General features: G+C 36.6%; 22 protein-coding genes and 1 pseudogene. 18 read left to right on the plus strand and 5 right to left on the minus strand.

All coding sequences use genetic code 11. The annotated features are described in order from the left end of the window. Window positions 1–64: 64 nt before the first annotated feature. From rnm to ACPUVN_RS03355, 12 genes are all read left to right on the plus strand, one after another. Window positions 65–970: an RNase RNM gene (gene rnm / locus ACPUVN_RS03300; protein WP_426358026.1), complete on the plus strand. Its 906-nt coding sequence runs from the start codon at window positions 65–67 to the stop codon at window positions 968–970. A 23-nt stretch (window positions 971–993) separates the two neighbouring features. After that, window positions 994–1614 carry an L-threonylcarbamoyladenylate synthase gene (locus ACPUVN_RS03305; protein ID WP_426358025.1) on the plus strand — a complete coding sequence of 207 codons (621 nt, stop codon included), beginning with the start codon at window positions 994–996 and terminating at the stop codon, window positions 1612–1614. A gap of 59 nt (window positions 1615–1673) precedes the next feature. Beyond that, window positions 1674–2480: a segregation and condensation protein A gene (locus ACPUVN_RS03310; protein WP_426358024.1), complete on the plus strand. Its 807-nt coding sequence runs from the start codon at window positions 1674–1676 to the stop codon at window positions 2478–2480. Window positions 2481–2483: 3 nt separating this feature from the next. Continuing rightward, window positions 2484–3053 carry an SMC-Scp complex subunit ScpB gene (gene scpB, locus ACPUVN_RS03315; protein WP_426358023.1) on the plus strand — a complete coding sequence of 190 codons (570 nt, stop codon included), beginning with the start codon at window positions 2484–2486 and terminating at the stop codon, window positions 3051–3053. Between the two features lie 130 nt (window positions 3054–3183). Next, on the plus strand, window positions 3184–4041 hold the full coding sequence (gene rluB, locus ACPUVN_RS03320; RefSeq protein WP_426360579.1) for a 23S rRNA pseudouridine(2605) synthase RluB: 858 nt from the start codon (window positions 3184–3186) through the stop codon (window positions 4039–4041). Between the two features lie 152 nt (window positions 4042–4193). Next, window positions 4194–5351, plus strand: coding sequence for a ribonuclease D (gene rnd, locus ACPUVN_RS03325; protein WP_426369958.1), 1158 nt, complete (start codon window positions 4194–4196; stop codon window positions 5349–5351). 180 nt (window positions 5352–5531) lie between these two features. Then, window positions 5532–5822, plus strand: a complete 291-nt coding sequence (locus ACPUVN_RS03330) for a YcgL domain-containing protein (RefSeq protein ID WP_426358021.1) — start codon at window positions 5532–5534, stop codon at window positions 5820–5822. Between the two features lie 90 nt (window positions 5823–5912). Further along, on the plus strand, window positions 5913–6941 hold the full coding sequence (locus tag ACPUVN_RS03335; protein WP_426369959.1) for a lytic murein transglycosylase: 1029 nt from the start codon (window positions 5913–5915) through the stop codon (window positions 6939–6941). Between the two features lie 323 nt (window positions 6942–7264). Then, a complete protein-coding gene (locus ACPUVN_RS03340; protein ID WP_426358019.1) occupies window positions 7265–7801 on the plus strand; it encodes a YcgN family cysteine cluster protein in 537 nt (178 codons plus the stop codon). A 202-nt stretch (window positions 7802–8003) separates the two neighbouring features. Beyond that, a complete protein-coding gene (locus ACPUVN_RS03345; protein WP_426369960.1) occupies window positions 8004–9539 on the plus strand; it encodes a Re/Si-specific NAD(P)(+) transhydrogenase subunit alpha in 1536 nt (511 codons plus the stop codon). Window positions 9540–9547: 8 nt separating this feature from the next. Then, entirely contained in the window at window positions 9548–10951 is a 1404-nt protein-coding gene (gene pntB / locus ACPUVN_RS03350; RefSeq protein ID WP_426369961.1) for a Re/Si-specific NAD(P)(+) transhydrogenase subunit beta, read from the plus strand. A gap of 616 nt (window positions 10952–11567) precedes the next feature. Then, window positions 11568–12533 (plus strand): D-hexose-6-phosphate mutarotase, encoded by a 966-nt coding sequence (locus ACPUVN_RS03355; protein WP_426358016.1) that lies wholly within the window; start codon window positions 11568–11570, stop codon window positions 12531–12533. A 142-nt stretch (window positions 12534–12675) separates the two neighbouring features. Here the strand turns inward: ACPUVN_RS03355 and mutH are convergent, their stop codons facing one another. Beyond that, window positions 12676–13344, minus strand: coding sequence for a DNA mismatch repair endonuclease MutH (mutH, locus tag ACPUVN_RS03360; protein ID WP_426360578.1), 669 nt, complete (start codon window positions 13342–13344; stop codon window positions 12676–12678). Window positions 13345–13645: 301 nt separating this feature from the next. On the opposite strand from mutH, the gene rppH reads away from it, so the two are divergent. The 6 genes and pseudogenes from rppH to ACPUVN_RS03390 all read left to right on the plus strand — a co-directional run bounded on the left by rppH (window position 13646) and on the right by ACPUVN_RS03390 (window position 21047). Continuing rightward, window positions 13646–14152, plus strand: coding sequence for an RNA pyrophosphohydrolase (rppH, locus tag ACPUVN_RS03365; RefSeq protein WP_426358015.1), 507 nt, complete (start codon window positions 13646–13648; stop codon window positions 14150–14152). 138 nt (window positions 14153–14290) lie between these two features. Then, window positions 14291–16562, plus strand: a pseudogene (gene ptsP, locus ACPUVN_RS03370) (phosphoenolpyruvate--protein phosphotransferase). A 131-nt stretch (window positions 16563–16693) separates the two neighbouring features. Next, complete coding sequence (locus tag ACPUVN_RS03375; protein ID WP_426369962.1) at window positions 16694–17488, plus strand: sulfite exporter TauE/SafE family protein; 795 nt, start codon at window positions 16694–16696, stop codon at window positions 17486–17488. A gap of 286 nt (window positions 17489–17774) precedes the next feature. Beyond that, a complete protein-coding gene (locus ACPUVN_RS03380; RefSeq protein WP_426358012.1) occupies window positions 17775–18608 on the plus strand; it encodes a thymidylate synthase in 834 nt (277 codons plus the stop codon). A gap of 114 nt (window positions 18609–18722) precedes the next feature. Beyond that, entirely contained in the window at window positions 18723–20318 is a 1596-nt protein-coding gene (locus tag ACPUVN_RS03385; RefSeq protein WP_426358011.1) for an FMN-binding glutamate synthase family protein, read from the plus strand. Window positions 20319–20462: 144 nt separating this feature from the next. Beyond that, window positions 20463–21047: a YqaA family protein gene (locus tag ACPUVN_RS03390; RefSeq protein ID WP_426358010.1), complete on the plus strand. Its 585-nt coding sequence runs from the start codon at window positions 20463–20465 to the stop codon at window positions 21045–21047. A 259-nt stretch (window positions 21048–21306) separates the two neighbouring features. On the opposite strand, the gene ACPUVN_RS03395 is transcribed toward ACPUVN_RS03390, so the two are convergent. The 4 genes from ACPUVN_RS03395 to ACPUVN_RS03410 all read right to left on the minus strand — a co-directional run bounded on the left by ACPUVN_RS03395 (window position 21307) and on the right by ACPUVN_RS03410 (window position 24816). Beyond that, window positions 21307–21672, minus strand: a complete 366-nt coding sequence (locus ACPUVN_RS03395) for a cation transporter (RefSeq protein ID WP_426358009.1) — start codon at window positions 21670–21672, stop codon at window positions 21307–21309. 63 nt (window positions 21673–21735) lie between these two features. After that, window positions 21736–22098, minus strand: coding sequence for a cupredoxin domain-containing protein (locus tag ACPUVN_RS03400; protein WP_426358008.1), 363 nt, complete (start codon window positions 22096–22098; stop codon window positions 21736–21738). Window positions 22099–22121: 23 nt separating this feature from the next. Beyond that, the gene (locus tag ACPUVN_RS03405; RefSeq protein WP_426369963.1) at window positions 22122–24386 is read right to left on the minus strand and encodes a heavy metal translocating P-type ATPase; all 2265 of its coding nucleotides are present in this window, start codon (window positions 24384–24386) and stop codon (window positions 22122–22124) included. Further along, on the minus strand, window positions 24379–24816 hold the full coding sequence (locus tag ACPUVN_RS03410) for a MerR family transcriptional regulator (RefSeq protein WP_426358006.1): 438 nt from the start codon (window positions 24814–24816) through the stop codon (window positions 24379–24381). The genes ACPUVN_RS03405 and ACPUVN_RS03410 overlap by 8 nt, the downstream gene beginning before the upstream one ends. Between the last annotated feature and the right edge of the window lie 170 nt (window positions 24817–24986).

The following is a 24986-nucleotide window of genomic DNA, read 5'->3' on the forward strand; positions in this document are numbered from 1 at the left end:
TTATCTTCTTCATCTCAGTAAACTTGCACATAGGCAAATAAAATCCTCTATAGAAGAACTCATTATGGATGTTATGTCAACCATAGAATCTCAAGACTTTTCAAATTTACGCATTGATTTACATAGCCATACTAAATTCTCTGACGGCGGGTTAACTCCTCAAGAGCTCATAGAAAGGGCGACTAACTTCCAAATCGATGTTTTAGCGATTACCGACCACGATACGGTATCGGCCTTAGATATTGCAAATAGTTATATAAGCGAAAAAAAATACGCGTTAAATTTAATCAACGGTATTGAAATATCTACGGCATGGGAAGGCTTCGAAATACATATTGTCGGCTTGAATATAGACCGAACAAATCCTGCGTTACTTAAGCTTATTGAAAACCAGCAGATTGCTCGAGAAAGTAGAGCGGTCAGTATGGGTGAGAAATTAGCTAAATGTGGATTTGAAGGTATTTACGAAAAAGCTAAAGCAATGGCTGACGGTGGGTCTTTAACTCGAGCTCATTTTGCTAAAGTATTATTACAACAAGGTAGCATTTCTAAAATGCAGGCCGCTTTTGATAAATATATAGGTAAGGGCAAGCGTGCCTATGTAAAACCTAACTGGTGTACTATTGAAGAAGCGATAGATGCTATTCATCAAGCTGGCGGCACAGCTGTTATGGCGCATCCAGTAAGATATGACTTATCAACCAAATGGCTTAGACGTTTAGTTATTCAATTTAAACAAGAAGGTGGTGACGGTTTAGAGATCGTTCTGCCACAAATGAGTAACGACCAACGACAATTAATGCTAAGCTTTTGTTTAGAATATGATTTGCATGCTTCAATGGGATCTGACTTTCATCATCCTCATAATAAATGGAGTGATTTAGGTCGTAACTTACGTATGCCTGAAAAAGCACTCCCTATTTGGTCGTTATGGCCAGAGAAACTGCAATCTGAAATCCTAAACCGTTAAACTACAAAAGAATGGAGTAATTTATGAGTCAATTTTTTTATGTTCATCCTGATAATCCACAGGGTCGTTTAATGAAGCAAGCAGCAGCCATGATCCATGATGGAGCTGTTGTTGTTTATCCTACAGATTCTGGTTATGCCATTGGTTGTCACATGGGCGATAAGAAAGCCTTAGAACGTATTTGTAATATAAGAAATTTAGAGAAAAGTCATAACTTCACACTTATTTGTCGTGATCTATCTCAACTTTCTGAATATACGCGTGTAGACAATAGTGCATACCGACTACTTAAAAGTAACACGCCAGGGCCTTATACTTTTGTTTTTAAAGGCTCTAAAGAAGTACCTAAACGTTTATTAAATCCAAAGCGTAAAACTATAGGTATTCGTGTTCCTGACAACAATATTGCGCAAGCTTTATTGGCTGAAGTAAAAGAACCTATCATGTCGACTACCTTGATCATGCCTGGTGAAAGTAGAGCTGAATTTGATCCTGAACACATTCGCGATCTTTTAGAACACCAAGTTGATCTTATTATTAATGGTGGTCATTTAGGCGAGCATCCTACAACGGTTGTCGATTTTTCTGACGGCGATATTAAAATTATTCGAGTAGGTGAAGGCGACCCAAGTCCCTTTGAATAAAGCTTATGGTAGCGGATTAACTCTTGCAGAAAACTAGCACAAAGATAAACGACGGGAAAATGGTCCAACAGGTTTTACCTTTGGCCATGATCCACGGCGAAGCTTATACTGATAAGCCGATTGATTTGTTTATTCCGCCCGATGCCCTCGAAATTATTTTAGAGTCTTTTGAAGGTCCTTTGGATTTACTGCTGTACTTAATTCGTAAACAAAAATTCAATATTTTAGATTTACCTATAGCTCCTATTACTAAGCAATATATGGTTTATGTCGATTTGATGAAGGACATTAAATTAGAGTTAGCTGCTGAATATTTAGTTATGGCGGCAATATTAGCTGAAATTAAGTCACGCTTATTATTACCTAAACAAACAGTAGAAGACTCTGAAGAAGATCCTCGCGCAGAATTAGTTAGACGTTTACAAGAATATGAAATAGTAAAACATGCTGCTAACGAGTTAGACCAATTACCACGCTTAGACAGAGATGTATTTATTGGTAATGCTAATGTACCTGATAATTTTCAGCCAAGAACGATTGACGCCGATGTCGATTTATCTGATTTGGTTGGTGCATTACAAGATATTATGAAAAGAACAAAAGCGCTGGAACATCATTATATTCAAAAAGAAGCTTTATCAACACGTGAACGAATGACTTATATTCTTAACCAATTACGTAATGTAGAAACCAACAATCCTTATATTGAATTCAGTAAATTGTTCAATATTAAAGAAGGGCGTCATGGTGTTGTGGTCACTTTTCTCGCTATTTTAGAGTTACTCAAAGACTCATTAATTGAATGTATTCAGGCGCAAGTGTTTGGACCTATTCAAGTCTCATTAAAAGCACAAGAAAGTGTTTAGATAATGGCTTTATTAAATGATGAACAACTTAAATGTTTGATTGAAGCTGCATTTTTTGTTGCTGATAAACCACTGTCGGTTCAATTACTCAAAAAAACAGTATTAGAACAGCACAATGTATCTAATAAGCGTATAATTGCTCAAATTAATGAGCTACGCGCTCATTATCAAAATAGAGGCATTGAATTAGTCAAAGTTGCATCAGGTTATCGCTTTCAAGCCGTAGCCAAATTTAGCAACGAACTCGCCAATTTATTTAAAGAGCGAGCGCCAAGATACTCAAGAGCACTATTAGAAACACTGTCGTTAATTGCTTACAAACAACCCATAACACGTGGTGCAATTGAAGATATAAGAGGCGTTGCCGTGAGCAGCGCAATTATGAAAACTTTATTAGAAAGAAACTGGATAGATATAGTAGGATATAAAGAAGTTCCTGGTAGACCTGTACTATATGCAACTACTCAAGTATTTCTTGATTACTTCTCACTTGAAACATTAAGTGATCTACCTGAACCGCTTTCTATTGAAAAAGTACCGTTAACTGAATTTACATTATCTGATGACATTTAATATGATTAACTCATATTAGTTAAAAATATTAACGTCAATAACAGAAACCATAAATTCAACTATTTGAGACAGCAGCGTAGCAAAAGTGCCAAGCACCCCTTGTGAAGTTACTGACGAACGAGAATTAAAAATGTCTGAAAAACTACAGAAAGTCTTAGCCCGAGCGGGTAAAGGTTCACGCCGAGAGCTAGAAACCTTCATCAGTGCTGGTCGTATTACCGTAAATGGCAAGGTAGCCTACTTAGGTGACCGCGTTGAAGGTAACGAACAAATTAAATTAGATGGTCATCTTGTTAGCATTAAAGCTAAAGAAGACGATTTATGTCGTGTATTAATGTACAACAAGCCTGAAGGCGAAATGTGTACACGTAAAGATCCAGAAGGTCGTCCAACAGTATTTGACCGATTACCACCATTACAAGATGGTCGCTGGGTTGCTGTAGGTCGATTAGATATTAACACCTCAGGCATGTTGTTATTTACTACAGATGGTGAATTAGCTAGTCGTTTAATGCATCCATCGAAAAAAGTAGAACGTGAATACGCAGTACGTGTATTTGGCGAAGTAAATGAAGCAATGCTACAAACACTTCGTGCAGGTGTTAAGTTAGAAGATGGTTTAGCTAAGTTTCAAAAGATCACTTACAAAGGTGGTGAAGGTCGAAATCATTGGTTCCATGTTGTACTTTCTGAAGGCAGAAACCGTGAAGTAAGACGTTTATGGGAAAGCCAAGAAGTACAAGTAAGTCGCTTGATCCGTGTAAGATATGGCGATATGGAAATGAAACGTCAATTACCTTTAGGTGGTTGGACTGAATTAGCATTAAAAGATGTTAACTATTATCGTAAGCTTGTTGATTTACCATTAGAAACACAAAGCAAAGTAAAAGTTGACGAAAAGACAATGGACAACGCTAAAAGTCGTCGTATTCGCCGCTCAGTTAAAAAACATCAAACCAGACAACAAGCGATTCGTCGCCGTAAGTAAATTTCTGTAGGCGTTTATTAAGTTGTCATAAAGTTCTGTCACCATTAATAAACGTCTTCAACCAGTGTTGTTATCATCTAACACCCAATTGATTAATTCATGCTAAGTCATCAAACGTTAATTTATTGGTCTAATTACTCTCAAGGTTTTCCGTGGAAAAAATAATAAAAAGACAGTACGTTCAAGATTATTCTACTCTGGTTGAATTGTGCAATATATTAGAGAAATCAACGTACTTAGCGATAGATACAGAATTTGTACGTACTCGAACACTTTATCCTAAATTAGGTTTGTTACAGGTTAGCGATGGCGATATTATTGCCTTAATTGACCCTGTAACTATCGAAGATTTATCGCCTTTTTGGGCGTTAATGACCAATGAAAAAATCTGTAAAGTGCTACATGCTTGTTCTGAAGATTTAGAAGTATTCCTTACAGCAGCAAACTGCAAACCTGTTAACTTAATTGATAGTCAAATTTTAATGGCGTTTTTAGGTCATGGGTTATCGCTGGGTTACGCTGCTACAGTGCAACACTTCACAGGTGTTGAGTTAGATAAGTCTGAATCTAGAACTGATTGGATCAAACGACCTTTAACTGAACGTCAAAAAACCTATGCCGAAGCTGATGTTGAATACCTACATCAAATTTTCCCTAAGATTCTTGAACTTGTTAAAGAGGCTGGTTGGTTAGAGGCTGCGCAACAAGAAACTCAATTAATGATAGATCGTAAGTTTTCGCCTATAGATGAAAACTTAATGTACCTAAACATTAAAATGAATTGGAAACTAAATGCTGAGCAGCTTAATGGCTTAAAATATTTAGCTTCATGGCGTTATCAGCAAGCGCAAAAAAGAGATATGCCATTAGGCTTTATTGCTAAAGACCATACTTTAATTGCTATAGCGCAGCGTAATCCTATTAGTGTAGGTGCTATGTTAGGTATTGAAGGTATCGAAGTTTTAGACGTAAAGCACAAAGGTAAAGCTATGTTACAAGTGCTTAGCCAAGCGAACAAAGTGCCTGAAAGTGAGTATCCTCAAGTGATTATTCGCTTAGACGAATATCCTGCCTATAAGCAAATATTCAAGCACGTAAAAACCTTTGTAATTGCCGAGGCGAAAGCGGCTGACTTATTACCTGAGAACTTAGCGTCTAAAAAACAAATTAATCAATTTTTAAGTTGGCATTTCAAAATTAATAACGCTGAGAATGATTTAAGTGCTGTTGATATTTTAAATGGCTGGCGCTTAGAGCTGTTTGGTAAAAAGTTACAAGCTTTTGCTAATAACGACTTTAAGTCGGCGTAATTGTTTCTTTATTCAGGCACTAGCTATTCTCGCTTTCATTATTTTTAGCCTAGTTCTTCTGAATAAATTAGTTACAAATACACACATACTTTACGTCAATTAACATGAAAGTGACTTATTTGGCGTGTTATATTCTCAATATTGATAATTTATATTATTCATAAATTGTAGGTTTTAATCATGTTGTGCACCATTTATAAAAGCCCTAAAAAAGCTCAAACATATTTATTTGTTAGTAAGAGAAACGATTTTTCTGGTGTACCTGAGGCATTAATGTCGGTATTTGGTAAACCAACTTTAGTTACCGTAATGAACCTTGCGGATAAAACAAAACTCGCTATGGCAGATATTAATGCAGTGAAAGAGAAGTTGAAGGATCAAGGCTACTATTTACAGTTACCACCTCCTCAAGAAAACATGCTAGATCAACATAAAATAGACATGAAAAAAGCAAAACAGGTTAATGACTAATTAATAAAAGGAATTTTATTTGTGAAACTAACATCATTATTTAAACAAAATAGCTCTTCAATTTTATCAAATGCTTTAGTGAGGACAATTATGCTAAAAACTATTATTCTTAGCGGCGCTATATTATTCACTGGTTACGCTACAGCAAATGATGCTGTTGCAGAAAAGCCTAGCTTTGAAGCTTATATTGAAGCAATAAAAGTAGAAGCACTTGAAAAAGGTTATACGCCTGAAATTATCGAGAGTAGCTTCAAAAGCGTAACTTTTCATAAACGTGCTGTAAAAGCAGATAAAAGTCAGCCAGAAAATGTTGAAACGCTAGACACTTATTTACCAAAACGTGTACCTCTTTGGAAAATTGAACGTGCGCGTAGCGAATACAAAAAGCATGAAAAACTATTAACTGAAGTCGGCGCTAAATATGGTGTACAACCGCGTTTTATTGTTGCCTTATGGGGACTTGAAACCAACTTTGGTAAAATTATGGGTAACTATAACGTTATCTCAGCTTTATCAACTATGGCTTATGAGGGTCGCAGAGAAGTCTTCTTTAAAAAGCAATTATGGGCAGCACTAACTATTTTACAAGAAGGTCATATTTCAATTAAGGATATGAAAGGTTCTTGGGCTGGCGCTATGGGACAAAATCAATTTATGCCAACATCTTTTCTTAGCTATGCAGTAGATGGTGATGGCGACGGTAAAAAAGATATATGGGGAAATTACGCCGATGTTTTTTCTTCAATGGCTAATTACCTTAAAAATGAAAAATGGAACGGCGACCTAACATGGGGACGCCAAGTAAAACTTCCTGAAGGTTTTGATACTGCTTTAGCTATTCCTAAAAATACAGGTAGCCGAGCAAATTGGTTAAAAGCTTGGAGCAAAACAGAAAAAACACTCGCACAATGGCAAGCATTAGGTGTTAGACGTACAGATGGTACTAATTTACCTGAAGCTGACTTAACCGCTGCGTTAGTTTTTCCTGATGACGCTAACGGCAGAGCATATTTAGCTTACGACAACTACAAAAGCTTAATGCATTGGAATCTAAGCTACTACTTTGTAAGTTCTGTAGGGCATCTATCTGACCGCATTAAATTTCCACCAATAGATTAACGTCTATTTTAGATAAGCGCTTGGGCTAAGTAGTGTTAGCACAAGCGCTTTTCTTTGTTTATTTACACGTAATGGCCTGTTGTTACGTGTATAGTCCCTGATAAAATTACCTTCGTGAATAGGTAAGTTTATAGAGCTTAAACTACACTCAATGTTAGGTTAAGCATCTTAATAAATAAACAACCTGTATATTCGCTAAAATTAGTAACTAACAATAAGCGCGTAGTTAAACCTGTTTTATAAAACGTAAAAGGTAACACTCGCTAATAACAAGTTAGAACAATTTCATATATTGTATTCAAAAAGAGAGTAGAGAAGAGCGCATGCCAAAGAAATCAGCAAAGGTTGTTAAGCCAGTAGTAACACCTTTTTGGGAAAACAAAACCCTGTCAGAAATGTCTCGAACTGAATGGGAATCTTTGTGTGATGGTTGCGCTAAATGTTGTTTAAATAAGTTTATTGATGACGAAACAACAGATGAGTCAACTGAGCTTTTACCGACAGATCATATTCAAGAAGGTGAGCAAATTCATTACTCGAATATTGCCTGTTTTTTACTTAATGAAAAATCATGTCAATGCACTAAATACGCAGAGCGCACAACCCTTGTACCTGATTGCGTGCGTTTAACACAAGACAATTTAGATGGTGTGTTTTTTATGCCACCAAGTTGTACTTACCGACGCTTACAAGAAGGTCGTGGGATACCTTCTTGGCATCCATTACTTCATAAAGGTAAAAAAACGGCTATGCATAATGCAGGTATGTCGGTTAGAGGAAAAATAGTTAAAGATGACGATATTAGTATTGTTAACTTTGAAGATTATATTGTTTCTTGGCCTTTAGAGGATATCGATTAACTCGAAAGATTTACCTTTCAGTTTGTAAGTTATCCCTTTCATTCTTTACTTTCATTATTTGTACATATTTGCTACGGTTAATAATGTATCAAGTTGATAAAAAATCAATCAACTTGATGTATATCCATCCCTATCAGCGGATCCTGATTCCGCACGATGGATTTTTTGTATCGATTATAAAACATAATAATAAAGGTGAACTATGAATATTGGTATACCCAAAGAGGTGCTGTCGGGGGAGAATCGAATTTCTGCCTCACCCACATCGGTAGCTGCACTAATAAAGCTAGGCTTTGCTGTTAATGTGCAAAAAAATGCAGGGAAAAAAGCAAGTTTCACAGATCAAGAGTTTGAAGATGCTGGTGCTGAACTTGTCACTAAAGCTCAATGCTTGCAGTCAGATATTATACTTAAAGTAAACTCTCCAACTCTTGACGAAGTTTCTCAAATGAAAGATGGGATCCATCTCATCAGCTTTATTGCTCCTGCTCAATCTCCTGAGTTATTAGAAGCCTTAAAAGAAAAATCTATTACAACCTTTGCCATGGAAATGGTACCAAGAATGACACGCTCTCAGTCAATGGACGCACTAAGTTCAATGGCAAATATTGCAGGCTACCGTGCTGTAATTGAAGCAACGCATAATTTTGGACGTTTTCTGACAGGACAAATTACAGCTGCAGGTAAAATGCCTCCAGCTAAAGTAATGATTATTGGTGCTGGTGTTGCAGGTCTTGCAGCTATTGGTACTGCCAGTAGTTTAGGCGCTATTGTTAGAGCTTTTGATACTCGTCCTGAAGTTAAAGAACAAATTGAAAGCATGGGTGCTGAATTTTTAGAGCTTGATTACGAAGAACCTGAAGATACAGGTTCTGGTGATGGTTATGCTAAAGAAATGAGTGCAGCATTCATCGAAGCTGAAATGGCACTTTTTGCTGAACAAGCTAAAGACGTCGATATTATTATTACCACAGCCATGATCCCAGGTAGACCAGCACCTAAGCTGATCACTGAAGCTATGGTTAAATCAATGAAAAGAGGTTCTGTTATTGTTGATTTGGCAGCAGCGGGCGGTGGTAACTGTGAACTAACGGTTCCAGGAAAAATTGCTGATATTGATGGTGTACACATTATTGGTTATACCGATCTTGTGTCACGCTTACCCAACCAAGCATCACAGCTTTACGCGAACAACTTAGTTAACTTACTTAAATTAGTATGCCCAGAAAAAGACGGTACTATTCAGGTAGATTTTGATGATGTTGTTGTAAGAAATATGACAGTGGTTAAAGGCAACGAAATTACTTTCCCACCACCGCCAATTCAAGCCAGTGCTGCTCCTGCGGCTAAACCTGAACCTGCCGTTAAAGTTGAATCAGAGCCAGAAGTACCGACAAGTCCATTGAAAAAATATGGTTTGATGGCGGGCGCTGCTTTATTGTTTGGTTGGGTAGCTAGTGTTGCTCCGGCTGACTTTATCTCACACTTCACGGTTTTCGTTCTATCCTGTGTTATTGGTTACAACGTTGTTTGGAATGTTAGTCATTCTCTTCACACTCCATTGATGAGTGTTACGAATGCTATTTCAGGTATTATTATCGTTGGTGCTTTATTACAAATAGGGCAAGACAATACCATTATTCAAGTTTTAGCTGCGATAGCCGTACTTATTGCCACAATTAATATTGTTGGTGGTTTTATGGTAACAAAACGCATGTTAAAAATGTTTAGAAGATAGGAGGCACTATGGAATTTTCAAGTGGATTTATTAGTGCTGCATATCTAGTGTCTGCATTACTGTTTATATTTAGTTTATCGGGTTTAAGTAAGCAAGAAACGGCTGAAAGAGGCAACTGGTTCGGTATTATTGGTATGTCTATCGCGTTAATCGCGACGATCGCCGACGAAAGAGTATCAAACGTTGGCGCTATCATTGTTGTTATGGTTATTGGTACTGTTATTGGCTTACGTTTAGCTAAAAAAGTTGAAATGACAGGTATGCCTGAACTTGTAGCTATATTGCATAGTTTTGTCGGTTTAGCTGCTGTTTTAGTAGGATTTAATAGCTTTTTTGAAATGTCAGGTCATCGTGGTGGTTATTTAACTTCGGCTCAGCAAATGGAAACTAACATACATTTAACTGAGATTTTCTTAGGTGTATTTATTGGTGCTGTAACCTTTACGGGATCTATTGTTGCCTTTGCTAAATTACGAGGTTTAATCAATTCAGCTGCGCTTATGTTACCTCAGCGTCATATGCTTAATTTAGCGGCGTTAGTATTTTCTTTCATGTTAATGCTTAGTTTTGTTGAAAATGATGGTAGTTCAGCTGCATTATATATTATGACGGTTGTTGCTTTACTGTTTGGTTGGCATTTAGTTGCGTCCATTGGTGGTGCTGACATGCCAGTAGTTGTTTCTATGCTTAACTCATATTCTGGTTGGGCAGCAGCAGCGGCAGGCTTCATGTTAAGTAACGATTTATTAATTGTTACGGGCGCATTAGTTGGCTCGTCAGGCGCTATATTATCTTACATTATGTGTAAGGCGATGAATCGCTCATTTATCAGTGTTATCGCAGGTGGTTTTGGCACAAACGTGGTTATCGATACAGATAAAGATTACGGCGAACATGTTGAAGCATCAGCAGAAGCGGTTGCGGCTTTATTAGGTAATGCGAAATCTGTTGTTATCACTCCAGGTTACGGCATGGCAGTTGCTCAAGCACAATATCCTGTTTATGAAATGACACGGATCCTGAAAGATAAGGGCATTAATGTCAGATTTGCTATCCATCCTGTTGCAGGAAGATTACCAGGTCACATGAATGTATTATTAGCTGAAGCTAAAGTGCCTTACGATATTGTTTTAGGTATGGAAGAAATTAATGATGACTTCCCTGAAACTGATGTTGTCCTTGTTATTGGCGCTAACGATACGGTGAATCCTGCAGCTGCAGAGGATCCAACAAGCCCTATTGCAGGTATGCCAGTATTAGAAGTTTGGAATGCTAAGAATGTTGTGGTTTTTAAACGTTCGATGAGCACGGGTTATGCAGGTGTTCAAAATCCATTATTCTTTAAAGATAATACACAAATGTTATTTGGTGATGCTAAAGATTCAGTAGAAGCCATTTGTCGTTTTTTATAAGATTTTAGAGCCATTTAAACTAACGATAAAACTTATTTAAACGAAAGCTTAAGCCATTTTTACAATCGATAATATGATTGTGAAAATGGCTTTTTTATTTATACCAAACGGATTAATTTATTGAGCAACTTAGAGCTACATTAGCAAGCTTAGAACAAGCAAAATTGATTAAACATAGTTATTCTATATTTTTTTAATTTTGTGATGTTATCAGTTTGCTAATGAGCTCCCGAAGGGCGAGAATTTAAAGGCTCATATGCCGCGTTATTAATTTTGACAAGGTTCCTACATGGATGTAGGACATTAGGGTAACGCAGGAGCAGTTACCGAGAATAACCATTCTCTTCAATCAATGCCTCGCCTACATGGATGTAGGTGCTTAGGTTCAGTCTGGAACTATGAACCTGTGCCTCTAAGCCTTTAAATTCTCGCTAAGTGAGCAATAAATTAATCCGTTTGGTATCATAGCGTTCTATTTTCTAAGGTAAATGATTTCTTCCTGAGCTAAATCAGCAATTAACAATGTTTTTCTCCTTTCACACATCTTCTCTATACTCTAAAATGTAATTCACTTGCTTACTCCGTTTTCCATTAACGTTTTATTTTTAGGATCCCCATGTCATCAGATAGTATTGAAAAGCCAACACAAAATATTAGTCAAAGTAATGAATTTGGTCATGTAGAGCAAACAACTTTTTCAGATAAAAAAGCATTAACAACTACTGATGGCTTGCAGATTGAACATGATCTTTTCACTGCATCGATTAGCTTATATGGCGGACATGTACTTTCTTGGCAACCTAAAGGGCAGCAGCCTGTTTTTTGGATGAGTAACGATTCATTGTTTGGAAATGATAAAGGAATTAGAGGTGGCATACCTATTTGTTTACCTTGGTTTGGTGGTTTTGAAGCAGACTTATTTCAACATAATAAAAACGTTGATTTAACGCATGTTGATAAAGGGTTATTAGCTAATCATGGTTTTGCTAGAACATCATTATGGCAAGTTGAAAGTATCGAAATTACCCAAGATACTGTTAAAGTTATTTTGGCTCAAGCAGGTGAAAATAAAACGCCAGCTTGGGATATCGCTTATCAATTAAAGCAAGAAATTGTGTTTGGTCAGTCATTTTCACAAAAATTATTAATAGAAAATAAATCAGCTAAAGACGTTGAATACACAGGGGCTTTACATAGCTACTTTGCCGTTGGTGATCCTCAAAAAACTCATCTTAATGAATTATCTGAAGTGGCTTATTTTGATAAATTAACAGGCACTTTTGACAACATTAGCCATTTAGAAAACTGTAAGGGTGCTATCGATCGTGTTTATCAATCAAATAGCGTGATGAATATTGTAGATAATGATTGGAAGCGTACCTTAGAAGTTACGTCTTATGATTGTCATCAATGGGTTTTATGGAATCCAGGTAAAGCAACCGCAGACAGTATGGATGATATTCATTCTCAAGGTGAAAATGAATATGTGTGTTTAGAAGCTGCAAATACTAACCCGGTAAAAATACCCGCAAACTCAAGCGTTAGTTTAGCGCAAAGTATCCGTATTAAAGAGCATGGCTAATATGAGGTAATATCAGGTTATATAAAGTAATTAGGGATTATGAAGAGTCTATTAAGTCTTTATTAATCCTTTATTTATTAAATGTTTTTCGGAATTCACTCTTGATTCTGCTACTTTTATATTCTGGTACTCGGGGCTCAGATTAATTAATCCTCAAATGCTTTTTTAACAATTGGTGTGTAAAAGCTGTTTTTAAATAAAATCCTCTGGGCAAAGTCATGAAAGGTTGCCCATTTTTATTTACCGCTTGAGTTTTTGCTTGGCTGTTGGCGGCTTTAGGTCTTATTTGAAGCACTTGTCCGTGTTTACCTGTAATGTTTTCTACTTCACCTAAAACAATCATATCCGTTAGCTCTTGCCAATCCATCGCCATTAAATGATCTTCTTCAGGCGAAGGTGACCAAATAAAAGGTGTACCAATAATACGGTCAGGTATTGCGATAGATCGCTCTGCGATAATAGGTACCCATAACACGCGGGCAAGTTTATTTTTAATATGACTGTTTTGCCATGTAGCACCGACTAAACCTTTTAATGGCGTTACACACACAAACGTAGTTTCTAAAGGTTTACCTTCACGGGTAATTGGCAAGGTTTTTAACTCAATACCTAAGTGAGGGAAATCAGGCTCTGGTTTAGAACCTGCACTTGCACCAAGTACTTTTTCAAGCAGTAATCCTACCCAGCCTTTTTCTTTCTTCAAATCTTGTGGAACAACTATACCTTCATTAGCGGCTACTTCACCTAAAGTTAATCCAGATAAAGCATTAGCTCGCACTAATAATGCACTTTCGTCTTGTGGGATATTTATTTTGATAATAGTCGGTCGCTAAGTTGTTTTGTCTATTATACTAATTGAATAAGTGAATGCACCTGTTAGCTATAATTATTGCCTTTAAATGCTTACAAAAAACAATAAACTCAGGCGTTAATGTATAACAATATTTAAGGTACTTACTGACTTTTAGCTTACTAAGCGTTCTTAAAGTTGAAAGAGCTATTATTTCAAAAAATATTAGCCTAAATGTCTGGTATCAAGTGAATTTTTATTTGCTCCAAAGCCTATTGTGTGGAAGAATCAGTTAACTATTGAAAATTTGTCGGGAGCTCCTTTGATAGATGCTGATGGCTATCGAGCCAATGTCGGCATAGTAATAATCAATGATAGGGGACAGGTATTCTGGGCAAGACGTTTTGGGCAACATTCTTGGCAATATCCACAAGGTGGTATAGACAAGGGTGAATCAGCTGAACAAGCTATGTACAGGGAGCTTCATGAAGAAGTTGGTTTAAAACCTGAACATGTAAAAGTTGTTGCTTCGACCAAACACTGGCTTAGATACAAACTACCGAAGCGTTTAATAAGACACGACAGCAAACCGTTATGTATTGGGCAAAAACAGAAATGGTTTTTACTTAAGTTAACGTCGAAAGAATCATCTGTAGATTTACTTAATTCAGAGCACCCTGAATTTGATGATTGGAGATGGGTAAGCTACTTTTATCCAGTAAGGCAAGTTGTTTCATTTAAACGTGAGGTTTATCGTAAAGTAATGAAAGAGTTTTTATTACCAGCTATGCCCTCATATCGAGCAGAGCGTCGTAAACGTCGCAACTGATTATTATTATGTTTAATCTAATAGCTTACATGTTCGTGTAGGCTATTTTTTATTTTAACGTTCACTTAATTTATTTTGGAATATATCAATAAACATTGAGCACCTGTTCAATACAACTATGAAATAGAAGGGAGATACATGTTAGCCACTTTACGTCGCATCATACTTGAATTTAGCCGAAATGCAGAGCTAGAAAGCGCATTGTTCCACATGGTTACTCAGGTTAAAGAAGCATTAAATACTGATTGTTGTTCGGTTTATTTAGCTGATTACACAACTGAGCAATTTGTATTAATGGCATCTGATGGTTTGGCGAAAGATGCGTTAGGTACTACCCGTATTGGATTTTCAGAAGGTTTAGTTGGTTTAGTTGGTCAACGTGAAGAACTCTTAAATATTTCAAATGCACACGAACATCCGCAATTCATTAAAACCCCGTTAGTACAAGAAGAAGAATTAAATGCCTTTTTAGGCACGCCTATTATTCACCAACGTAAAGTTTTGGGTATTCTCTCTATTCAACAACGTGAGGCTCGTAGCTTTAACGAAAATGAAGAAGCTTTTTCTTGTAACCTTATCTGCCCAGCTAGCCATGGCATTAGTGAATGCTGAAGCAAGAAACAGTTTTGCAGAGATAAACAATAAACTTTCTAAAAAGCTACAAGGTGTTAGTGGCGCTTCAGGCGTTGCTATTGGCGAGTTAGTTGTTATAGAACCTACGGTAAAACTTCAATCTGTTGTATTAAAAAAACAATATAATATCCCGAAAGAATTAAAACTTTTTCACCAAGCTATTACTGATACTCGCCACGAAATAAACATCATGGCGCAAGAGTTGAGTGTGGTGATATCTGATAGCAGCTTAGATATTTTTGAAATGTATAAGCAGCTTTTAGACAATGCCAACCTAGGTTTAGAAATTGAAAAGAAAATTCGAGAAGGTTGGAGTGCTCAAAGTGCTTTAAAAATTGTTGTAGACAGTTATACCGTTAAGTTTGAAGCCTTAGAAGATAGCTACTTACGAGAAAGAACCAGCGATATAAAAGATTTAGGCAACCGACTTCTTGCAAATTTATTAAATAAAAACGAAAAAATTAACGAAGATCTTGATAGCTTTATATTAGTGGCTGAAGATGTAACGGCTGCAATGTTAGCTGAATATCAACACCGTGGTTTAAAAGGTATTGTGTCGTTTGCGGGTTCAAATAACTCACATGCAGCAATACTGGCTAAATCTCTTGGTTTACCCGCTATTATGGGCGTTGACAAAATTCCATTAGGACAGCTTGATAGACAAGTTGCTATTGTTGATGGTTATACGGGCGAGCTTTATATTGCGCCTAATGAATCACTGTTAAAAGAATACCAACACCTCATTGAAGAAGAATACGCCTTAGCTGATAAGGTGAAACAAGTTGAAAAATTACCTGCTATTACCTTAGATGGTAAATGTATTGAGCTACAATTAAATGCAGGTTTGTCATCAGGCTTTGAACATTCTACAACTTTAGGTGCTATGGGAATTGGTTTGTATCGAACTGAAATTCCATTTATGAGCCAAAGTTATTTCCCGTCTGAGCAACAACAAACGGTGTTATACCAACAGGTGTTATCGGCATTTCCAAAACAAAGCGTAACCATGCGAACGCTCGATGTTGGTGGCGATAAAGCTTTACCTTATTTTCCTATTGTTGAAGATAATCCCTTTCTAGGCTGGCGTGGCATTCGTATCACACTTGATCATCCAGAGATATTCTTGCAACAAGTGAGAGCGATGATCCGAGCAAATTATGGACATAACAATTTAGAAATTATGCTACCTATGATATCTAATATCTCTGAAGTTGATGAGTCAACACGCTTAATTAATCAAGCGTATTATGAATTATCAGCAGAGCTTGGTATCACAGATAAATCGACTTTCTTAAAACCTAAAATAGGTATGATGATTGAAGTGCCTAGTGTTATTTTTCAGTTAAAAGAATTTGCTAGCAGAGTCGATTTCTTTTCTGTTGGGTCAAATGATTTAACACAATACTTGCTAGCGGTTGATCGTAATAATGCACAAGTAGCCGATTTATATGATGCTTATCATCCTGCTGTATTACGTGCTTTAAAAACAATTGCAGACGAATCTAATAAGTATTTAGTGCCATTAAGTTTATGTGGAGAACTCGCAGGTGAACCTACAGGCGCATTATTGTTACTCGCTATGGGATACGATAAATTAAGTATTAACCCTCATCATATTGCAAAAATAAAATGGGTAATACGTCATGTTGAAATGCAAAAAGCTAAAATTATTTTATCTCATGTTTTATCTTTCAGTTCAGCTAAAGAAGTACATAGTTATTTAAGAGAACAATTCGAAAACTTAGGACTAGGTGGTTTTGTTCGTGCAGGGATGTAGTCGCTCGAGTTAGAAATAGTTTATTGACGTTACTTACCCAATAGTTGATTGAAAAGTTTCTCAGACATCAAAATATAGAACACAAAATAATATTGTATTCGCAACTCTAACCACCTTTATCGAAGAGGGATATGTTAAGTATATTTATCGTATCATGTATTTTTCTCGGCATTTTTGTCGGCTTTCTATCAGGTCTTTTAGGCATTGGTGGAGGGTTAGTCATTGTGCCTGTACTTATATACTTGTTGCCATCATTAAATATTCCTATGGAGCTTGTTGTACCTATCGCGCTGGGTACATCTTTATGTTCTATTGTTATTACATCTTTCACTTCAACAATAGCGCATTATCGAAACAACAATATACCCGTTTCACTCACTAAGAAATTTATTTTACCTATTGCTTTAGGTGCCATCGGCGGATCATTAATTGCTGACTTATTGTCGGTTGAACTGTTAAAAAGTATTTTTGCTATTGTGGTATCTATATTAGCGTTTTATATGCTTTTCTCAGTCAGGATTACTACAACATTTCCATTACCTAATAATGTTTTTATTTTTATTATTGCTTATGCCTGCGGCGTTATCGCTAGTTTAATGGGCATCTCTGGTGCGGTAATTCTGATCCCAATTTTGACTATTTTTGCTGTACCTCTTCGCCATGCCATTGGTTTAGCTACAAGCTGCGGAACAATAGTCGCGGCTTTTGGTAGCTTTGGCTATATGGTTTCAGGTTTTAGTGTTACTGAGTTACCTGAGTGGAGTGTCGGTTACGTTTATTTACCAGCGTTGATATCAATTGCGATCTCATCGACAATTTTTGCGCCTATAGGTGTTCAATATGCGTCCAAACTTCCCGTAAAAACCTTAGGTTACTTCTTTGCTTTTTTCCTTTTAGTTGTTGCCTTGAAAATGATATTTGCTTAAAACGATTGAATCTTTCGTTTCATTGTTGATATGTATATTTATATAGATAATTTTGTAACAAATGGCTTATTCTCGTTAGCTAAGCGCTTAAAATTCTATTATTATATCCCTCATAAAAATACTCATCTTGCTGTAGACGTTTCAGTAATTAATTGCTCCATTTTATTTGAAAAGAAAAGTGCTGAATTAAAGCATTTAATCATTCGTTATTTGAAGTACTCAATTAAGCTCAATTAAACCGGGATTAGTATCAACTACTTTTAAACGCTATTTATAGGAAATTTCCATGCAAGCATACTTAGATTTAATGCAACATGTACACGACAACGGTGTAGATAAATCAGACCGAACAGGTACAGGAACACGTAGTGTCTTTGGTTATCAAATGCGTTTTGACCTATCTAAAGGCTTTCCATTAGTTACCACTAAGAAGTGTCATTTAAAATCTATTATTCATGAATTGCTATGGTTTATAAAAGGCGAATCGAATATTGCTTACTTGAAAGAGAATGGCGTTAAAATTTGGGATGCTTGGGCAACCGAAGAAGGTGAGTTAGGTCCAGTATATGGTGTTCAATGGAGAAATTGGCCTTCAGCTAATGGCGAAACAATTGATCAATTAGCACAACTTATTCACGACCTAAAAACTAATCCAGATTCGCGCAGACATATTATTACTGCTTGGAATCCTGCATTGTTGCCAGATACTTCAATTTCACCATCTGAAAACGCAGCTGTAGGTAAACAAGCTTTACCACCATGTCATACGTTATTTCAGTTTTATGTCCTAAACGGCAAGTTGTCTTGTCAGCTTTATCAACGTAGTGCTGATATTTTTCTGGGTGTACCATTCAATATTGCTAGCTACGCATTATTTACCATGATGATTGCACAAGTGTGTGATTTAGAGTTAGGTGACTTTGTTCATACCTTTGGTGATGCGCATTTGTATTCAAACCATATGGAACAAGTGAAAGAGCAACTTTCAAGAAAACCATTAGCGTTACCTACAATGAAAATTAACCCTAAAGTAGACAGTATCTTTGATTTTACTTTCGAAGACTTCGAGTTAGTAGGTTACGAATCTCATCCTCATATTAAAGCGCCTATATCAATCTAGTTATTCCTTTTCTTTATTAAGCCATTGTTACTATTAATATAAAACAATGGCTTAATTGATCTTACTTTGTGTTTTTTCTCATAAACTCTTTAAGCATAAATGAGTTTATAGATAATGAAGGTTACAAATATGCTTGCTCGTCAGTGGTTTTATATAATTTCAGTAGTGTCGGTAGTTCTCATTTTATTTGCACAGAGTTTTTGGCCTAATGCTATTTGGTTATTTGTCATAGCGTTACCTCTAATACTTGTTGGGCTTTGGGATGTGTTTTTTAGTCAACATACGCTTTTAAGAATTTATCCTGTAGTAGGGCATATTCGTTATTTACTTGAGTCGTTTCGTCCTGAAATACAGCAATACTTTATTGAGTCGAACCTTAATGGCAGACCTATAAATAGAGAGTTTAGAGATCTAGTTTATCAACGTTCAAAAGGTGTTAACGATACACGTCCATTCGGTACACAGTTTGATGTTTATAAAGTGGGTTATCAGTGGTTAAGCCATTCAATGACACCGTTTCACGGTAAAGACAAAAATCCTAGAGTAACCTTTGGTAATGGTAATAAACCTTATGAAGCTTCTTTGTTAAATATCTCAGCGATGAGTTTTGGTGCTTTAAGTAAAAATGCAATTTTAGCGTTAAACAAAGGCGCAGCTAAAGGTGGTTTTTACCATAATACAGGTGAGGGCGGTATTAGCCGTTATCATCGCCAATTTGGAGCTGATTTAGTTTGGCAAATAGGTACTGGGTATTTTGGTTGTAGAAATGATCATGGAGATTTTTGTGCAACATCATTTGCTGAAACTGCACAGCAAGATCATGTAAAAATGATTGAGATCAAATTATCGCAAGGTGCTAAACCTGGTCATGGTGGACTTTTACCTGCCATAAAACTAACGCCAGAAATTGCTGAAATAAGAAAGGTGCCTTTAGGGAAAGACGTACTTTCGCCACCTGCCCACAGTAGTTTTAGTACGCCTTTAGAAATGCTAGATTTTATCAATAAATTAAAAGAACTTTCAGGCGGAAAACCCGTCGGTATTAAATTATGTATTGGTAATAAACGTGAGTTTTTAGCTTTATGTAAAGCTATGGTTTCAACAGGGTATCATCCTGATTTTATTACCATAGATGGTGGTGAAGGTGGTACAGGCGCTGCTCCTATAGAATTTACCAACTCAGTAGGTATGCCATTAAGAGATGCTTTAGTGTTTGTTGAAAATGCTTTAACAGGTTGTGGTTATAGAGATAAATTACGTCTTATCGCATCAGGCAAAGCGCTATCAGCTTTTCATGTAATGCGCTTACTTGCCTTAGGAGCAGACACGGTAAATAGCGCAAGAGCGATGATGTTATCAATAGGCTGTATTCAATCTAGACATTGTAATAACGATAAATGCCCTACAGGTATAGCCACACAAGATGCTTCTCGCTATAACGCTTTAGACTTTGAGGTTAAGGGCGAAAGGGTATTTAAGTTTCATGATGCTATGATCAAAAACTTAAGTGAACTTGCCGGTGCTGCAGGGTTAGAAAAAGTTAGCGACATACAGCCACATCATATTAATACGCGAGTATCTGAAAATGTTATTGAACATTTAGGACAACGCTATAACTATATTGCAGCAAACGTTTTATTAAATGAAGAAACTATTCCTGCAGCATGGCGATATGATTGGAACACAGTGTCAGAAAGTAAATGGCAGTAGTGATCAAAAGAGGTTGTTAATTAAAAAATATTAATAACTCAAAAACTGATAACTCAAACAACTATCTAGCCCTATAATTTTAGGGCTAAAATCAACACTTCTCAAACGTATTTCAACTTAATATTTTTATCTAAAGGGAATTTTATGGCGATTAAAAATACGATCAAAAAGAAAACACGTCAATTCATCGATTCTAAGCATATGCTTAGCGGAATTACGACAGCATCCTTTTTAGAATCCACCATAGTGCCTATTCCGTTAGAAGCGATATTAGTACCGCTAATGCAAGCTCGTCGTGAAAAGCTTTGGCTTATCGCACTTATGGCTACACTAGGTTGTATTATCGGTGCTTTATTTGGATATGCTTTAGGGTATTACTTGTTTGATGCTGTTGGCGATTGGGTGATTAGTACCTTTTCATCACCAGAGCAGTTTGAAAACATTAAACAAAAAATGCAAGACCAAGGTTTTTGGTTTGTGATCACTTTAGGCATAGTGCCTATACCTTTTCAAATAGCTATGTTAGCTGCTGGTGCGACTAAATATTCACTTAGCTTATTTCTAATTGCAGCAACTATCGCACGTTCTATTCGATACTTTGGTTTAGCTGTTCTGGTTTATTATGCTGGCGACAAAGCTGAGCGCGTCATACGTAAGCATAAAACTAAAACCATGATTGCATTAACCGTTGTTATACTCGCTGTATGGGGAATAAGTAGCCTTACTTAGCACTTGTTTGCTGATGATGATGGTCTATAAATCCTTTTTTAAAGTGTAAAGTGCACACACTTATAGTTTTATATTGATCTTCTTCCTTTACTGAGACCGGTTATTTTTGTCGGCTCATGACCTAAAACTGACATTATATTTTAACTACATAATAAGGTCATTAGCCTGCTTTAAACTCATAGGAGCTATTGACGATCATCATTGGGGTTAACTTTTAACCTTAATTAGATGGCAGCAGCATAAAGAATTAAAGATAAAATTATCTTTTACCTGAACTTGGAGGTGACTTATGACAACTCCAAGGTATATGTTCAGAGTTGTCTTTCAAGTTATTATCAACAAACTTGTAGTACTCCTCTTTAGTATGAGTCCACCAATCATTATGGATATCAACACCATGTTTTTGGATTATTTCTTCAATACCATCTAGATTTATATTCGTCGCATCGTAGGCAAGATAAATAGACTTTTCTTCTGTATTGAAACTTGCTTCATCAATACCAAAAAGATGATCAATCTCTTCCATTAATGCATTTCTATTATCTTCGGTTACATTAGTTAATCTTAGATTTCTAGTCACTAAATTTACTTCTTTTACACCGACTCGGTGATCAAAGTCATTCATGATGTTCTCCTTACTTCTTATATAATATTTTTAATTATTATCGTGATTTTTAATTGCGATAAATTACTCTTTCTCAACAATTAAAGTGCCTGTATACATTTTCATAGGGCAATGAAATAAATACTCCCCTGTTAACATTGACGGAAGCTCTATTGTTTTATTCGCATTTAATGGCAATTCTTCACTGATTTCAAATGCAGGAAACAACACCGTAGCAGCGCAAGGGCTACCGTCTTTTCTTAAAAATTGAAGTGTTGTTTTTTTACCTTCAAAAACTTTTATTCTTGAAGGTTGATATATACCGTTATTAACCACGACAGTTATATTCTCAGCACTTGCATCAATTGCTTTTGCTGGTTTGTATAACCAAAACCACCATATAACTAGCATTATAAGCACCAAACCGATTAAATTTATTATCATCATTTCTAATTCTCCTACTATTTTATTTAGTGATCTTGTGGTTTAAAGAAGCGTAATCTGTTTGCATTTGTTACCACGGTTAATGATGAAAATGCCATCGCAGCCCCAGCAATAACAGGGTTGAGTAGAAGTCCAAAAAACGGGTAGAGTAAACCTGCAGCAAAAGGAACTCCTGCCACGTTGTATATGAAAGCGCCAAATAGATTTTGTTTAATATTGCGTAATGTTGCTTTGCTCACTGCAATAGCATCAGCAAGCCCATGTAATGATCCTCGCATTAAGGTGATATCCGCACTTTCTATTGCAACATCGGTTCCTGTTCCAATAGCAAATCCGACATTGGCCAGCGCCAATGCTGGTGCATCATTAATACCATCGCCAGTCATACCAACTATTTCACCTTGCGCTTGCAGCTCAGCTACTTTGTTTGACTTCTCTTCAGGAAGTACTTCGGCAAAGACTTCTGTAATACCCACTTTTTTTGCTACAGCATTAGCGGTAGCTCTGTTATCCCCCGTAAGCATTACCACACGAATACCATTAGCCTGTAATCGCTTAATAGCTGAAACAGAGTCTGTTTTTATTGGATCAGAAACGGCAATAATTGCAGCAAGTTTTTTATCAATCGCTAGGTACATAGGCGTTTTTGCTTCATCAGCAAGTTTTTGTGCCTTTTCAACAAACTCCATTAGCACTACACCATTTTTCAACATCAATTTTTGATTGCCGAATAGTAATTCTTTCCCGTTGAATGTTGCTTGAACACCATGCCCAGCAATCGCATGAAAGTCTGTGACGGTTTCAGGGGTAATTCCATGCTCAATGGTTGAATCAACAATAGCTTGGGCTAATGGATGCTCCGAGCCACTTTCAATACTGGAGGCTACTTTCAGAATATAGCTTTCGTTGTATGATTCATCCGCAACAATGACATCAGTCACTTTAGGTGCACCTTCAGTGATGGTGCCAGTTTTATCCAAAATCATAGCTGTGATTTTGGAAGCGGTTTGTAACGCTTCTCCATTACGAATAAGTACACCTGATTCTGCCGCCTTACCAACACCGACCATTACAGACATAGGTGTTGCTAATCCTAGTGCGCAAGGACATGCAATAATCAATACCGTGGTAGCGGAAACAACTGCAAAAGCAACGGCGGGATCTGGCCCAAAATTGAGCCAAACTAAGGCGCTGACTATTGAGGTGATCATAACAACAGGAACAAAATAGGCTGAGATCACATCCGCTAAACGTCCAATGGATGGTTTAGAGTTTTGTGCTCGTTTAACCATATTAATGATCTGCGCTAATGCAGTATCTTTACCAACACGAGTAGCCTTAAATAATATAGATCCTGTTTTATTTAGCGTGCCTGCAACTACTTCATCATTTTCAGATTTTTCAACAGGCATTGGTTCACCCGTTAACATCGATTCATCGATAGATGTATGCCCTTGAACAACAATTCCATCTACCGATATTTTTTCTCCTGGTCTTACTCTAACAATATCGTTAAGTAATACCTGCTCGATAGCGATATCGATTTCTTTATTATCACGAACGACACGAGCTGTTTTAGCTTGAAGTCCTATCAAGCGTTTTATCGCTTCACTTGTACGTCCACGAGCTTTAACTTCTAAAGCTAACCCTAAATCAATTAATCCAATGATCATTGCCGTTGCTTCAAAATACACATGTCTTGCCATCTCAGGTAAGGCCATAGGAAAAAACACAACTATCATTGAGTAAATCCAAGCAGTCCCTGTACCTAATGCAATTAAAGTATCCATATTGGCAGTGTGATTTGTAAAAGACTTCCAAGCACCAACATAAAAATGTTTACCTGAAAAATACATAATGGCTGCGCATAAAATACCAATAAATAGCCACACACCACGTTCCAGTGTTGTGTCAACCGTCATTGGTCCACCAGCCAAACTGTAAACCATCAATGGGATACCTAGTCCTAACGCTATCCACATTTTCATGACCAAACTTTTATAGTATTTTTGGTCTGCTATATCTTTTTCATCTATAAGATCATTATCACTTTTATCTTCGGCACTCTTTGCGTTATAACCAATAGATTCAACTGCTTTAATAAGACGTTTTGTTTCAACAGCGCCTATTACAGTAACCGTTCTGAGTGCAAAGTTCATTTCTGCACTCTCAACGCCATCAATACTCCGCAACGCTATTTCAATTTTGCCAACACAACTAGCACAGCTAGCCCCTTCAATAATCAATTCTTGAGTCTTTTTGTCGGCATTATTATTTATAATTTTATTCATCATGACCTCCTTGATTTTTATTGCTTTCAAGCGCTTCACCTTCGATAAGGTGGCATATCATATGCCCAGTGGGCGCTTTATCTGGCTTGCTCTGCCAATCATTTATTGCGTTTTTTAGTTTTTCTCTTAATTGATGCGCCGATTGGAATTGCTTTTCTGTTTCGGCCAATCTGTGTTCAACAATTTTTCTTACTAATGGACAAGCTGTATGGCCTTTATCTGATTCAGTTAAAATCTCTCTGATCTCATTAACTGAAAAACCTAACTGTCGTGCATTTAAGATGAATTTCAACCTCTGTTGTACCGCTTGATCATAATATTTATAACCGTTTTCAAGATTTTTCTTTGGTTCAATAAGTCCAATCCGAGTGTAATAACGAACAGTATCGGGAGTTGTACTCAATGCCTTTGCTGATTCTGTTACTCTCATTGCTTTAACCTTTATTTATAGCTAATAAAATCAAAGGATTATTGATCAACCTATGACAAGCTTACACCTATGTCTTAAACACAGGTCAAGTTATAGAACGTAACGTTTTATGAATAGCACGTGTTTTTCAGAATAATATAAAAAAACAAAGGGTCGAATTGACCATCATC

Source organism: Pseudocolwellia antarctica (assembly GCF_049933045.1).
GTDB lineage: Bacteria > Pseudomonadota > Gammaproteobacteria > Enterobacterales > Alteromonadaceae > Pseudocolwellia.

What these genes read in the sequence shown, in the direction of transcription:
- rnm (WP_426358026.1), top strand. Translation starts at nt 65, where the DNA reads ATGGATGTTATGTCAACCATAGAATCTCAAGACTTTTCAAATTTACGC.
- ACPUVN_RS03305 (WP_426358025.1), top strand. Translation starts at nt 994, where the DNA reads ATGAGTCAATTTTTTTATGTTCATCCTGATAATCCACAGGGTCGTTTA.
- ACPUVN_RS03310 (WP_426358024.1), top strand. Translation starts at nt 1,674, where the DNA reads ATGGTCCAACAGGTTTTACCTTTGGCCATGATCCACGGCGAAGCTTAT.
- scpB (WP_426358023.1), top strand. Translation starts at nt 2,484, where the DNA reads ATGGCTTTATTAAATGATGAACAACTTAAATGTTTGATTGAAGCTGCA.
- rluB (WP_426360579.1), top strand. Translation starts at nt 3,184, where the DNA reads ATGTCTGAAAAACTACAGAAAGTCTTAGCCCGAGCGGGTAAAGGTTCA.
- ACPUVN_RS03330 (WP_426358021.1), top strand. Translation starts at nt 5,532, where the DNA reads ATGTTGTGCACCATTTATAAAAGCCCTAAAAAAGCTCAAACATATTTA.
- ACPUVN_RS03335 (WP_426369959.1), top strand. Translation starts at nt 5,913, where the DNA reads ATGCTAAAAACTATTATTCTTAGCGGCGCTATATTATTCACTGGTTAC.
- ACPUVN_RS03340 (WP_426358019.1), top strand. Translation starts at nt 7,265, where the DNA reads ATGCCAAAGAAATCAGCAAAGGTTGTTAAGCCAGTAGTAACACCTTTT.
- ACPUVN_RS03345 (WP_426369960.1), top strand. Translation starts at nt 8,004, where the DNA reads ATGAATATTGGTATACCCAAAGAGGTGCTGTCGGGGGAGAATCGAATT.
- pntB (WP_426369961.1), top strand. Translation starts at nt 9,548, where the DNA reads ATGGAATTTTCAAGTGGATTTATTAGTGCTGCATATCTAGTGTCTGCA.
- ACPUVN_RS03355 (WP_426358016.1), top strand. Translation starts at nt 11,568, where the DNA reads ATGTCATCAGATAGTATTGAAAAGCCAACACAAAATATTAGTCAAAGT.
- ACPUVN_RS03375 (WP_426369962.1), top strand. Translation starts at nt 16,694, where the DNA reads ATGTTAAGTATATTTATCGTATCATGTATTTTTCTCGGCATTTTTGTC.
- ACPUVN_RS03380 (WP_426358012.1), top strand. Translation starts at nt 17,775, where the DNA reads ATGCAAGCATACTTAGATTTAATGCAACATGTACACGACAACGGTGTA.
- ACPUVN_RS03385 (WP_426358011.1), top strand. Translation starts at nt 18,723, where the DNA reads ATGAAGGTTACAAATATGCTTGCTCGTCAGTGGTTTTATATAATTTCA.
- ACPUVN_RS03390 (WP_426358010.1), top strand. Translation starts at nt 20,463, where the DNA reads ATGGCGATTAAAAATACGATCAAAAAGAAAACACGTCAATTCATCGAT.
- ACPUVN_RS03395 (WP_426358009.1), bottom strand. Translation starts at nt 21,672, where the DNA reads ATGAATGACTTTGATCACCGAGTCGGTGTAAAAGAAGTAAATTTAGTG.
- ACPUVN_RS03400 (WP_426358008.1), bottom strand. Translation starts at nt 22,098, where the DNA reads ATGATGATAATAAATTTAATCGGTTTGGTGCTTATAATGCTAGTTATA.
- ACPUVN_RS03405 (WP_426369963.1), bottom strand. Translation starts at nt 24,386, where the DNA reads ATGAATAAAATTATAAATAATAATGCCGACAAAAAGACTCAAGAATTG.
- ACPUVN_RS03410 (WP_426358006.1), bottom strand. Translation starts at nt 24,816, where the DNA reads ATGAGAGTAACAGAATCAGCAAAGGCATTGAGTACAACTCCCGATACT.